General features: G+C 68.9%; 9 protein-coding genes. 2 read left to right on the top strand and 7 right to left on the bottom strand.

Features of this window, described 5'->3' with window-relative positions; all coding sequences use genetic code 11:
• Together NMK44_RS40720 and NMK44_RS40715 are read left to right on the top strand one after the other, a co-directional pair.
• Positions 1-953, top strand: a 953-nt coding sequence (locus tag NMK44_RS40720) for a hypothetical protein (RefSeq protein ID WP_254753051.1), incomplete at its 5' end; no start/stop codon positions are given.
• A 990-nt stretch (positions 954-1,943) separates the two neighbouring features.
• Entirely contained in the window at positions 1,944-2,585 is a 642-nt protein-coding gene (locus NMK44_RS40715) for an HAD family hydrolase (RefSeq protein ID WP_254753049.1), read from the top strand.
• Here the strand turns inward: NMK44_RS40715 and NMK44_RS40710 are convergent.
• From NMK44_RS40710 to lanM, 7 genes are all read right to left on the bottom strand, one after another.
• Positions 2,563-3,510, bottom strand: coding sequence for an aldo/keto reductase (locus NMK44_RS40710; RefSeq protein ID WP_254753047.1), 948 nt, complete (start codon positions 3,508-3,510; stop codon positions 2,563-2,565). The two genes, NMK44_RS40715 and NMK44_RS40710, sit on opposite strands and share 23 nt — an antisense overlap.
• 26 nt (positions 3,511-3,536) lie before the next feature.
• Positions 3,537-4,238, bottom strand: a complete 702-nt coding sequence (locus tag NMK44_RS40705; protein ID WP_254753046.1) for a hypothetical protein — start codon at positions 4,236-4,238, stop codon at positions 3,537-3,539.
• Between the two features lie 28 nt (positions 4,239-4,266).
• Complete coding sequence (locus tag NMK44_RS40700; RefSeq protein WP_254753044.1) at positions 4,267-4,863, bottom strand: type 2 periplasmic-binding domain-containing protein; 597 nt, start codon at positions 4,861-4,863, stop codon at positions 4,267-4,269.
• Positions 4,860-5,618 (bottom strand): MazG nucleotide pyrophosphohydrolase domain-containing protein, encoded by a 759-nt coding sequence (locus tag NMK44_RS40695; protein ID WP_254753042.1) that lies wholly within the window; start codon positions 5,616-5,618, stop codon positions 4,860-4,862. The genes NMK44_RS40700 and NMK44_RS40695 overlap by 4 nt, the downstream gene beginning before the upstream one ends.
• A 203-nt stretch (positions 5,619-5,821) precedes the next feature.
• Positions 5,822-6,673 (bottom strand): hypothetical protein, encoded by an 852-nt coding sequence (locus NMK44_RS40690; RefSeq protein ID WP_254753040.1) that lies wholly within the window; start codon positions 6,671-6,673, stop codon positions 5,822-5,824.
• A gap of 4 nt (positions 6,674-6,677) precedes the next feature.
• On the bottom strand, positions 6,678-8,027 hold the full coding sequence (locus tag NMK44_RS40685) for an AIR synthase-related protein (protein WP_254753038.1): 1,350 nt from the start codon (positions 8,025-8,027) through the stop codon (positions 6,678-6,680).
• 1,478 nt (positions 8,028-9,505) lie between these two features.
• Entirely contained in the window at positions 9,506-12,394 is a 2,889-nt protein-coding gene (gene lanM, locus NMK44_RS40680; RefSeq protein WP_254753036.1) for a type 2 lanthipeptide synthetase LanM, read from the bottom strand.
• Positions 12,395-12,469: the final 75 nt, after the last annotated feature.

Raw genomic sequence — 12,469 nt, 5'->3', positions numbered from 1 at the left:
CACCCGGCTCCTCACGGCGGCGACGAGCGGTGACCTTGCTGGTGATGCTGTCGATCGCTTTCGTGGCCGTCTTCAGAGACACGCTGACCGACTACCTCATGATCAAACCCAGTGTGATCAGGGAGAACGACTCCAATGCGGAGTATGACGCCAACAAGGTGCCGTTCACGGTGTCCGTGCGGCCCCTGGAGGACGAGCCCGAGGCATGGACGGTGGTTCTCGACCGGGCGCTGACTCCCGAAGAGAAGCAGAAACTGGTAGCCGTCGAGAACGACCGCTCGGGCGCCTTCGCGTACCTGAGGAAACTGGGTGGTCGCCCGCTCGCCGAGGAGGCCACGCTGGAGAACGCCCCCAAGCGGTACAAGGATCAGCTGGAGTCGAGCACCCTCGGAGGTTACGCCGACGTGTTCCAGATGAGCGTGATGAGCACCCGGTCCACCTCGGTGGTCATCAACGGTTGGCAGGTCACCGACGTCACCTGCCGGAAGAGCACCGGGCACACCCTCGTGGCGCTTCCGTCGCAGGGCGGAGCATCCTACGAAGGTCTTCAGCTCCATATTCCGCCCCTCGTCGGCGAACCGGTGCTGGCCGATGAGACCGAGGGACAAGGCGAGTCCTACTTCAGCACCCATTACATCGAGGTCGGAGGCGGTCAGCCCTCGGGTGGTTTCAAGGTGCAGGCGATCGCGCCATGGGGGAAGTCGTGCCAGTGGGGCATCAAGGTCCGCTACACCGACCCCTACCAGACCACACGGTGGGTCCAGCTGAAGGACGGCAATGGCAAGCCCCTGCGTATACGCACCGACTCCGTCCCCACGGACGCCCGGGAAGAGTGGGGTTTCGCTGTCCAGCCATGGAGGCTCTGCGATACGTCGGAACCGCGGAAGTGCATCACAAAGTCGGCACGTCGTGGCTTTCGTCCTCTTGGCCCTGCTGTGCATCCAAGGACGTAGTTTGGCTGCCCGAGCCGGGCCTCAGCTGTTCCTTCACGGGGCAGGCTCTCCCCTGGAACGCTATGCCCGCCCCGGTGTCGGAACGTGCCCGCGGCCGACGGCTCCGCCTGGGCGGCCAGGGCATCGAGCCACTCCTGAGCGTCGTCGTGGGTGGGGTGAGACCGGGAGAGGGAGCTGCGCTCGCCGGTGTGCGGATCCGTCCAGCGCACCCGTGCCCGGTTACGGCAGCCCGCGTCCGGGGCGGAATTCGATGTCGGGGGAGAGGGATACGGCGACGGGCAGCCGTTCCACATGGGGCATGAGGCGCCCTGCCCAGGGCATACGCGCCGCGAGGCCATCCACTGACGTACATCCGCGGCACCGTAGAGAACCACGCGTCCGGGGAGCCGGACAAAGGGTGGGCCCTGCGGAGGGCTATGAGTGCGCCAGCGGCGCAATGTCGAGGCATCGACCTTCACCAACCGGGCGAGTTCGTTGGTGGTGCACCACTCGTCGGCATCTATCGCGGGCTGGTCCTCGTTGGCGGGGCGGGGCGGGGCGGGGTGGTGCGGTGGGGCATCTACATCCTGGAGGGGAGATCGTGGAATTCCGGCGGTCACGACTCGGAATCGGGACCACACAACGTGCGGTATCACCAGTGCAAAGTCCAGCCTGATCAGGGGAGTTCTCTGCTCGAGAACACCCGATGGAACCCTGACCCACGGAGAATCAGCGATCCCATCTTCCGGTTGGCTTGTGCACCAGCGTGCAATACGCGGCTCCGGGAGGTGGGCGCGTAGGCTGCGTGGATTCCAGTGTGGTCAGCATCGCCGGTTTGGGAAACCGGCGATGTGGGTGTATAAAGCCTGCGACTTCCCGGACGTCAGCGCACAGACTCACGAACCCGCTGCAGCGGCTGTGGATGCACTCCGGAGGCGGGCAAGGGGCCGGAGCGATGGGCAGGACAACGTGTCGGAGACCTCAATTGGAACTTCCGCCCTGCGGGGAGCTGTGTTCCTCGATGTGGACGGGACACTGGTGCCCGGCACCACGTCGTCCGCCCATATTGCCGACTTCCTGGGGCATTTCGAGACACTGACCGCGGCCGAGGAGGCATACGCGCTGGGCAAGATGAGTAACCAAGAGGTGTCGGTCATCGATGCCCGGGGATGGGCCGGAGTTGACGAGGACGTAGTGCACCAGTGGCTGCACGGGCTGCCGCTGGTCGCGGGCATCGCGGAGACCGTCGCCTGGTGCGCGCGGCGGGAACTGGTGCCGGTGTTGGCCACGCTGGCGTGGGAGCCGGTCGGGCGGTTCCTCGCGGACAGGTTCCGCGTAGGTTCCTTCTGCGGGCCTCGGCTGGAGGTGGTGCGGGGCCGGTACACGGGGCGGGTGCTATACCACTTCGACGAGTACGATAAGCGCGACCATTGCGTCGCTGAGGCGGATCGGCTCGGAGTGCCCCTGAGCGCGTGCGTCGCCGTTGGCGACAGCCGGTCGGACCTCCCCCTGTTCGAAGAGGTGGGGTACAGCATCGCCTTCAACGGCACGCCAGAGGCCCGGCGTGCCGCGACGGCGGCGGTGGACGGCGATGATCTGAGAGCCGTACTTCCTCTGCTCGAGCGCTGGCTCACTTCTCCATCAGGGCGCTGACGGCTAGGAGCAGATCCTCGTCGAGAGTCATCCCGGCGGCGGCTGCGTTCGCCTCCGCGTGGACGGGGTTGCGCGTGCCGACAGCAGCCGCGACGACCTCGGGCCGGGCGAGCAGCCAGGCCAGCGCCAGTTGAGCGACGGAGCAGCCGGCCTGCTCGGCGAGCGGGGCGAGGCGGCGGACGACGGGCAAGTGGGCGCGACGGGCCTTCGGGGCGAAGAAGCGGGGGTGGTTCTCCGCGCAGAAGAAGTCGTGCGCCATCACTTCGCCACCGCGCCAGTCGGCGAATTGCGTGTCCTCGTCAATGGCGCCGGTGAGCAGACCGTACGCCAGCGGCCCGTAGGCCAGCAGACCGATGTTCCGGTTCAGGCACAGCGGCCCGAAGGCGTCGAGCTCGTCGCGATACAAGAGGGAGGCCTGGACCTGGACGTAGTCGACGGGCGCCAGATCGGCGCAGCGGGCGACGGCCTCGAGGGGGTAGTTGGACAGGCCGATCGCACCGACCAGTCCTTCCTCCCGCAGCCGGGACATTGCCTCCCAGGTCACCTCCAGCGGCAGTTCCAAGGCGGGCCAGTGCAGCAGGTAGAGGTCGATGCGGTCCCGGCCGAGCCGCTTCAAGGACTGTTCGAGTGCCTGGCGGAGTCCGGACTCGGTGTACCGCTCGTCGTCCGGCTCGGGCGCCACCTTGGTGCACACACGCACGCCACCGAGGCCCTGGAGGGCCTCGCCCACCACAGTCTCGGCACCACCGCCGCCGCCGTACACCTCTGCGGTGTCGACCCAGTTCATTCCCAGGTCGATGGACCGGCGTACGGCGCTGATCACCTCGTCGTGCGAGGCGTTGGGGCCCCAGGTGGTGCCGCCGCCGGCCTCCCAGCTGCCGTAGCCCAGGCTCGACAGGTCCAGAGGGTTGCGGGTGGAGCGCATGTGGTTCTCCGTTAGTCTGAGAGGGGTTACATGAGGACTGGGACAGGCAGCGCCCGGACCGTGTCCCAGGTCTCGCCGGGTGCTTCGTCGACCGCGCGGACCGCGCGGTCCAGAGCCACCCGGTAGGGCTCGTGGTACGTCCCCAGGTGGCGGTCGACGGCGGCACGCCAGGTCGCGACGGGCAGCCCGGCGCCGTCGGCCTCGGCCAGGTGCCGGTACAGCAGCCGGCCCCAGCCGTTGAGCCTGCACTGGCGCTCGGCCCCGTACATACCGCGGAACTTGTAGGCGACCGGGAAGCGGTACAGCAGCTCGAACGCCTGGAGTTCCTCGAGGTGGCCGACCAGAGAGCCGGGGACCTCCACCCCCGTGACTGTCAGGAGGGCGCCCACGGCGTCCTCGCTGGCGAGGTACGCGTTGCCGACGAAGACGCCCCGGGTGCGCAGTGCCTCGTCCCAGATGGCCATGCCCACGACGATGTCGAGCAGGGGACGCAGTTCCGGCGTGGTGGTCTGCGAGGTCAGGAGGGTCAGCAGGGCCGCGTCGGAGGGTGCCGGGCCGGCTGGGAAGCGGACCGCGACGCCGTCGGCCTGGGCGAGCAGGGGGGTGGGCAGGCCGCTGTAGTGGTCAGGTACGACAACATCGAGCGGGACGGGCCCGCCGACTCCCCGGAGAGCGGGCCAGGCCAGCAGGCGAAGGTGCGGAGGCAGGGAATGCAACGGCACGTCCACGCGAGCCGTCGTGTGCGGTGCTACTGTCTCATGCGGTGACATGAGCGTCCTCTGCTTGCCAGGCGCACTCGGTGTCACCGTGGCGGATGTCGATGGCCCAGGCCAGGAGCTCGGCGCGGCGTCGGTGGTCCGCCGCGGTCTCGCGCGAGCAGACGAGCCAGACGTCGCCGCGGAAGAGCTCCTCGACGATGTCGAGGCCACGCTTCTTCATGGACAGGCCGGTCTCCACACAGTCCAGCGCGAGGTCCGCCAGGGTGGGGATGTACGCCTCGCAAGCGCCGTGGACATGACGGACCGTCGCGTTCGGGTGCCGCCACCTCGTGTACTCGGCGGCCAGTGACGGGTATTCGGACACGATCCGGGGCGCGGGTCCCACAGGGTGCTCGGGATGCCCGATGGCGCAGATGCGGATGTGGTACCAGCACAGCGGTGTCAACCGTACGACGTCGGAGCGCGATTCGCGGATCCACTCCTCGGCGGTGATGCCGGCGTCGAGGGAGCTGTCGGCGACCAGTCCGGGGATGTCCTGCAGTCTCAGCAGCCAGGAACTCGTGCTGGTGGGGGCGCTTGCTCGTGCCGCCTCGGAGTGCCGCAGGAGCCTTCCTTTGGGCAGACCGATTCTCAACTGACCTCCTCGTAAGAGACGTAGGGGCGCAGCGCCCCGTACTTGCGAAGCTGACGGCCGTGTTCCTCGTGCATGGCTCGCGACAGTGCGCCAGCGAGATCCACGCGGGCGATGTTGGCCATGCATAAGCACCAGGCGGCGACCTGCCCGAGCTCCTCCTCCAGCCGGACGGACGGCTCGGCGCGCCGCATGGCCTGGGCGAGTTCGCCCAGCTCCTCCAGAAACCAGGAAAGTGCCCGCTCGGGCTCCAGTCGGCCGTACAGGTGGTGGGCGTGGTGCTGGAGGTCACGCAGAGAGTCGATGGCCGTGCCGATGCCGAGTGCGTCCGCGTGCGCGTCCCGCGCCTGGTTCGGCAGCGAAGCCGCGATGGCGGGGAGAGCGAGACGGGTCGCCAGGGCCGCGGCCCGCTCTAGGAGGGGGTCGAGCTCCGTGCTGCCGCTCGCGTGGGCCGTGGCGCACGGGGAGGCGGGGTCGGCGGCCTCCTGGAGGCGTGCGATCCGTTCCGTGTCCGGCAGTCGCGACAGGTCCCTCCCGTCATCAGTGACGTGAGTGAGCGCGTACGGACGTCCGTCCACGAACGCCGATGTGCCGCGCAGCACCACCAGTTGGCGGGTACATCCCGGCGCGTGCGGGGCGAGGTCGATTCGGCAGACTCCCCCGGGACCGGTATCCACACGTGCGTAGAGGGTCACGTCCCCGTGCAGTGCCGCCACGGCCCGTAACACCAGGTCGTCCTGTACCAAGTTCCCGGGCACGACGAGACCGGACGGCACACGGCGGATCCGCCGCGTGCCGTCGCCGGAATCCTCCGGGCGGGGGTGGATTGTGACGCACGGGGTACGGGACGGCGCCGCCTCCGACACGCCCTCGGTACCCACCAGCACGGTGTACGGCCCCACGCGGGCCGGTAACGGGGTGGCTCCGGGGGCGCGTGGCACGGCGTTCGCCGCCGGATTCCTCACGTCCCGCCACCCCACAGCCGGGGGGCGAGCAGATTGTCCACGATCTCCGTGCACAGGTCCTGCGGGGTCCGGTCGCCGACGTCGAGACGGTACCAGCCCCAGTCGGCCGCCGCCTTGGTGAAGTGCGCGGCGCACTCCTCCTGGAGGGAGAGGAATGATTCGGCACCCGTCCGGCCGGACAGGGCGAAGTCCTCGGCCACGCCGACGCCCCGGCCCTCCACGCTGCGCCGTGCGTGCGCCGTGCCCGCGGCGCCGTCGAGAAGGATGCCGATGTCGGGTTGGAGGAACGGGTCGGCATAGATGTCGGTGACCCGCGTGACCATCCGCTCCACGACCTCACGCGGCACGGTGTCGGCCTGGCAGGCGGCGGCGATGAGCAGTGCCTTCAGTACGGGCTTGTAGCCGAAGCTCTCGCGGACCACGACGACGCCCTCGGCGGCCTTGGGGCGCACGACCTCTGCCTCGATGACGAAGTCGAGGGCGGCCTCGACGAGCCCGGAGGCGAGCGGTCCGGAGGAGCGCACGCCCTCGGCGCCGAGCGGGAACGTCTCCTCGGCACGCAGCGCGGCGAACCCCTCGAAGGTGCGAGGGATGCGCTCGTCCACGGGCTGCCCGGCGACCGAGCCGCCCCCGTACAGCAGCCGCCAGTCCTCCACCCACAGTTGCTCGAAGGCGGTCTGGGGATAGGGGGACTGGGCCGGGGAGCCGTCGATCAGGCGGCGCCAGCTGACGACGTGGAGGTCGATGCCGTGGTCGGCCAGTCGGCTGCGGACGTTCTCGGTGAGTGTGGTCTTGCCGATTCCGTCCGGGCCCAGCATGGCGATGCGCAGCCCAGGTGTCACAGACATGTGATCAGCCCAGCCTGAGGTCGCCGTCGGCGAACTCGATGCCGAGGTGCGGCACGCTCAGCGACCTGTCGCCGGTTACGACTTCGCCTGCGTTCCAGACCTGGTAGCCGACGGCCTCGGCCAGCCGTACCGTCTCGTCGGCGTCATCGGCGGCGACGACCGCCGCGTAGCCGATGCCCATGTTGAGGGTGCCGTACGCCTCGGCGGTCGACATCCCGGTTTGCTGGGTGAGGAAGTCGAGGACCTCGGGGACCTCGGGGACGGTCTCCAGCACGTAGCGGACCTGCTTGGGGGCGCGCATGACCTTCATCAGGCCATGGCCCGTCACGCCGTTGAGGAACTTCGGGCGCACCTCGGAGGCGAGCAGGGCGCGGACGAAGCGGGCGTAGATGATGCTGGGGTCCAGCAGGGCTTCCCCGAGGGTACGGCCGCTCGGCAGGGCAGTGGAGTAGCCCTGCGGCAGGTCGGCGGCGACGCGCCGGGCCAGGGAGGCACCGTTGGCGTGCAGTCCGGAGCTGGCGAGCAGCACGATGCGGTCGCCGGGGGCGACGTCCTGGCCGAGTACGGCGTCGCGGCCGGGCGGCACGATCCCGAGGGCGCTGCCGGCGAGTTCAAGCCCGTCCGCGGCGACGAGACCGGGCAGGGCGGGCGACTCGCCGCCGCCCCAGGTGGCGCCGGACTCCTCGCAGGCGCGCTGCCAGCCGGACAGGAGTGCGGTGGCGCGGTCCTTGTCGGCGTACCAGGCGGCGTCCCCGGTGGAGAAGTAGGCGGTGATCACGAGCGGTGCGGCGCCGACCGAGACCACGTCGTTGACGATCGCGGCGACGGCGTCGACCGCCACGTCCGCGTACCGGTTGGGGCCGCCGTCGCGCAGCACATGGTGGGCGATGAGCGACTTGGTGCCCAGTCCTTCGATGACCATGGCCATGGTCATGCCACCGGTCTTGAAGACGTAGGCAGACGCTCCTCTGGACTCGGGCACCTCCTCGGCGCCGACGAGGCCGAGCAGCCCGCTGGTGGCCTTGGCTCGGTCGATGGCCTCACGCTTGATCCGGTCGAGCACGTGGTAGTCGACGCCGGAATCCCGGTAGTTGGACAGTTTCGCCATGGAGCATTCCTTGCTGAGCGATTTGGTGGTGCTGAACAGGTGATCGAAGAGGGAGCCGTGGAGCGCGGTCAGGCTGCCGACCGCCGGATTCGCGTGCCAGAGCACGTTTTCCCCAAGCGGCCTGTCGGTGATCTCGGGGCCGAACCAGCTCGGCGGTTCGAAGTTCCGAGCCTGGGTCATGTCCTCGAGTTCGACTTCGACTTCGACGACCCGGAGCCCTTCATGTGATCCGGTGTAGACGTCCACGACGGCTTCCGCCCCGTCGAGATGAACGGTGGAGCGGTCTTTGGCCAGCCGGACGGGGCAAGTTCCCAGAGACTGCGGAAGACGTTTTCGTCGGTGGGGAACTCCACCTCCTCGCGCACATTCGCGCCACCGCCACCGCCACCGCCACCGCCACCGGCGTCGCGGACGGATTTCACGGTCATGACGTAGATGTTCGCCAGAGACCGGATCCGTACCTCTGTTTCGGCCTCCGGAGAGGTCAGATAGGCCTGGCGCAACGAAACATCCGGCAGTCCGGAGGGATTTTCCAGCCGTCGACGACACGGAACTTGCGCTCAATTTCGAGAGAGACGGCTCCCCTCCTTCCTGTTCACCGAGAAGGATTTGCTGGGCATGTGGGCAGGGAATTCTGTGAGGCCGAGAACTTCCCCATCGAAAATCCATATCCCGCGATATTCCGCGTCATCTATGTGGGTTGCCCGGGGAAGATCCACTGCCCTGGCTCACTGTAGAGGTAGATCACCACACAAGGAAGCGACGTGGTGATCTTTGTAGTTTCCTACGGCAGTGATTTCGCCAGCATGGCGCCGATCGATGTGAACTGCACCACGGATATATGGCACTAAAACGGAAATCGGTCAGCGCCGGATGTTCGGTTTGGGGTGGTTTCCGATAGGGAGTGTCATCCGATTGACCTGGGCTTCTGGGGGTGAGGGCTTGCGCGGTTGCCCTGTTGACTGAATGATCAAGGGTGATCTCATCGAGAGTTGACGGCATCGCCATTGGAGGTTCCTACAATGGTCTGATGGGGCGTCAATCTGCTGGAGCGGTGGCTCATCGGATCTCGAATGGCCGTTCATCACGGCTGGTGCGCAAATACCGGCAGGCTTCAGATTTCGTTGGCGCCCACATGCGAATCCTTGCGCAGCGGCTGCCGATCGGGGCCCGGGGCAGGTCCCCGCCCTTTCCGTCCCTCATGGCGTCCATTTCCTGTGGGAGTGGTGGCGCCGAGGTCGGGCCGCGCGTGAGGCGCTCGACTGTCGCGTCGCTCGGCGTCGTACGAGTACCAGACGTTCCTGCGAGGGCGGTACTCGTTTCCCTTCATCGGGCGTTCGTTCGCGATGCGGCCCATCGGCGCGACGAGCACAGCGCGGATACAGGTCGCGGACGAGCCCCAGACGTGCGTCGAGTCGAAGGGCCGAGCCGAAGAGCCGATTAGCGAGTCGAAGGGACGGGCCTGCGCTCCGCTCCGCTGTCTCGCTCGTTCCCCGTCTGCAGCGATATGTCCATGCTGCCCCGCCGAGGGCGTCGATGCTTTTGTGCTTGCCCGAGCAGAAAGGGCGGATCAGCCGACGCCCAGCGGCCAACTCCCGGCGCGGCAACGGCGGCCAACTGCGAGTTTCCGATGTCGGGTTCGGCCCGGCCGACCGGGCACATCGCTCGGCTGCACGCTCGTATCCGCGGCCCAGGACCAGGGCTTGGTCCTTGGCCGCTGATGTTCAAGGGGTGGACATCAGCAAGATGTTCGGCACCCGGTGCGGTGCCGCGGTCCTTAGAAGGCCGTACCCGATACCCGCCGCCCCGTCGAGGAGTCCGGGTGTCCACGTGGCCCGTGGCACGCCGGTCACCACCCGGCCGGCGAGAACCCGACGGGCGACATCTGCCGCCGCGTCGCGTGCGATCCGCGACAACTCCTCGTCGCCCGTGTGCTCGGCGGTGGTCAGGAGTGCCTCGACCAGGCCGAAGGTGCCGTGACAGAGGGAATCGTCGTGAACCCCCCGCACCGTGGCCGCCACGACCAGGTCCAGCCCGTGGGGCCGCTGCTGATCCAGGCCGTCGACGAGCCGTCGGCCGCTCGCCTCGGCCATGACGAGACCGGCGTTCCCACGGCACCAGGAGTCGGCGGCGAGACGCATGCCGGCGACGTGTTTGCGCGCCTCGGCCGCCCGGTCCAGCAGCGCCGTATCGCCGGTCAGACTCGCGACGGCGGTCAATGCGTGGGCTCGGCCCGACAGGCCGTGGGCGAACCCCGGGACACCGGATTCCGTCATGTCGCCGAGGCCCGCCCCGGCGGCGCGGACGGCATCGAGGGCCTGGGCGCCGGGGTTGGCCCGCTGCAGGGCGACAAGGGCCAGCGCCGCTCCGGCCACCCCGGTCACCACGTCCAGGGGCTGCGGCGCGTCGAAGGCCGCGGTGAACGCCGGCACGAGACGGTGAGCGGAACGCAGCAGTTCCGGGGCGCCCCAGAGCTCGCCCGCCCGGGTCAGGAGGTGGAGGACGCCTCCCAGTTCGTCGTACGCCCCGATGCCCAGGCCCGCCAGTTCGTCCGGTTCGGGCATGTCGTCGGGGTCCAGCAGGGCGGCGAGGATGTCCTGGGCCAGGACCCGGTAGCGGTCTGTCCCGGTGGCCCTTCCCAGCTCGGCGAGGAAGAGTGCGATGCCGCTGACGCCGCGGTAGAGACCCATTCCGCTAGATTCCAGGAGCCAGTAGCGGTCGGCCGCCATGCACAGTGACGGCCACTCGACGAGTCCTTCGTCGCCGCGGATCACCGAGTCGCAGATCCGGTCCCCGATGGCGCGGGCCGCGGAGAGGGCCAGGTCCGGATCGAGCCCGGCGGCTTCGGAACTGGGCGCGGAGGGGGCCGGCAGACACAGGTGGCCGCCCTCCTGGCGGGTGGCGAACGAGGTCTCGACGAACCAGATCTGCTCCCGCAGGTCCTCCTCCGAGAAGGACGCGAGGCGGTTCCGCACACCGTCCATGCCGGTGCGTGTGAAGAAGTCCCGCTCCAGGATCCCGTGGTGGTCGGCGATGTCGGTGCTGTCGGGGGTGGTCTGGAAGGAGGGTATGTCGCCGCACGCCAGCTGCTGCCACTCGCTGTCCTCGGCCGCGTGCCCGGCGTCGTGCCGTGCGAGGCTCTTGAGGTGGGTGTGGCGCCCGTCCGGATCCGTGAGCAGGGCTGGGATCCAGGATTCGGTGAGTACGGCGCGGTACTGGAAGGTGTCGCGCAGTACCGCCCGCACGGGGACCCCGGAGAATCGCGCCAGCGGTCCGTCGGGCCGCGACAGCGCCGGACGCTGCGCGAGCAGCAGGCGGTAGCAGTGAGTGAAGCCCGAGACGAGGTCGTCGGCCATCTCCTCCGGGTGGTGACGGCTGCCCACGACGGTGGGGCGGTTGCCGTACTCCCCGACCGGGCGGAACGCGGGGACCGGTGTCATGCGGTCCGAACCGGGATCGCGGTACTCGGTGCGGGGGTGGGCCCAGAACTCACCGGGTGCCGCGCCGCCGGCCAGACCGCTCATCTCCATGGCGCGGACGCCGTTTTCGTCGGTGCGGACGAGCCGGTGCGGCAGGAGGCCCACCGCCAGCACGGATTCGCGCACCCGCCGCGCGACCACATCCTCCGCGTCGTCGAGCCACCCCGGGTCCGAGGACTCCGCGTGGAACAGCGCCTCCAGATCGAAGTAGACCGGGTCCTCGCCGACTGCCACCTGGTTCTGGAAGTGCATGTCGTAGCCGCGCAGCAGGTGGAACACGGCGAGGAAGGCGCCTTGCCGCCAGTAGAAGCGCCGCAGGGCATCCTGGTCCGGGCACGGGGCCGGCGCGTAGTGGGCCGACCACCCGTGAGTGCCGCGGTCGAGGACGCGCGCCGGCCGCAGACGGTGCGTCAGACCTTGGTCGCCGAGCCAGGCGACGAACCCCGCGAATGCTGCGTCGCAGGCGAGGGAGCGGGGCTTGTAGACCACCTTGAGCCCCCCGCGGAAGGAGACGACGGCCACCGCTCTTCCTCCGTTGTGGGCGTCTCCCGCCCCGAAGTCGACGGCTTCCACGGCGGCTGCGGACGCCGCCGTCACCGACAGCTCTTCCCGGAGCAGGGGCAGGTCGGCCACCAGCCGCGTGACGAATTCCAGGCGAAATGCCGTCCAACGGTCGAATTCCGCTACCAGTTCCCGGGCCAGCGCCGGATACTTCCGCAGCAGGGCGACTGCGGTCTCCGGGTCACGGAGCGAGGCGGTGAAGCGCTCGAAACCCCGAACTCCCGCTTCCGGTCCATCCGTCTCGTCCGGCCCGTCCGCCTCGCGGGCCTCCCGCGCCGCTCTCAGCTCCTCCACCAGCATCGGCTTCACCATGGCCAGGAAGCGGGTGGAAGGGAGCGCGAGAACCGCGGGGGAGTGGTCCGGCAGGGGAGTCCCGGGACGCGCCTCCCCAAGCCGCTGGCGCAGCTTCTCCTGGGCCGAGACGGCGAGCGGGCCGATCCAGCCCAGGAGCGCCAGGTCCGCGTCCTCGGCCTCTCCCGGCCATGCACGGCCCGGAAAGCGATGCCACACGTCATGGAGGTCGCCGGTCGCGTGCGTGGTGCCCGAGGACGAGTTGTCCTGGTTGTGCGTCACAATCTCACTCCGGAAGCAGTGATTTCAAAGACTTCAAAAGGGCGGGTACGGCCTTCGCGCGCCACTAGCTCCGGC

Source organism: Streptomyces cucumeris, from assembly GCF_024295805.1.
Taxonomy (GTDB): domain Bacteria; phylum Actinomycetota; class Actinomycetes; order Streptomycetales; family Streptomycetaceae; genus Streptomyces; species Streptomyces cucumeris.
Note: the sequence above shows the minus strand (reverse complement) of the source record. Positions and strands in the feature narration are given on the sequence as shown.

Coding starts and splice junctions, on each gene's coding strand:
- NMK44_RS40710 (WP_254753047.1), bottom strand. CDS start 3,510: ATGCGCTCCACCCGCAACCCTCTGGACCTGTCGAGCCTGGGCTACGGC.
- NMK44_RS40690 (WP_254753040.1), bottom strand. CDS start 6,673: ATGTCTGTGACACCTGGGCTGCGCATCGCCATGCTGGGCCCGGACGGA.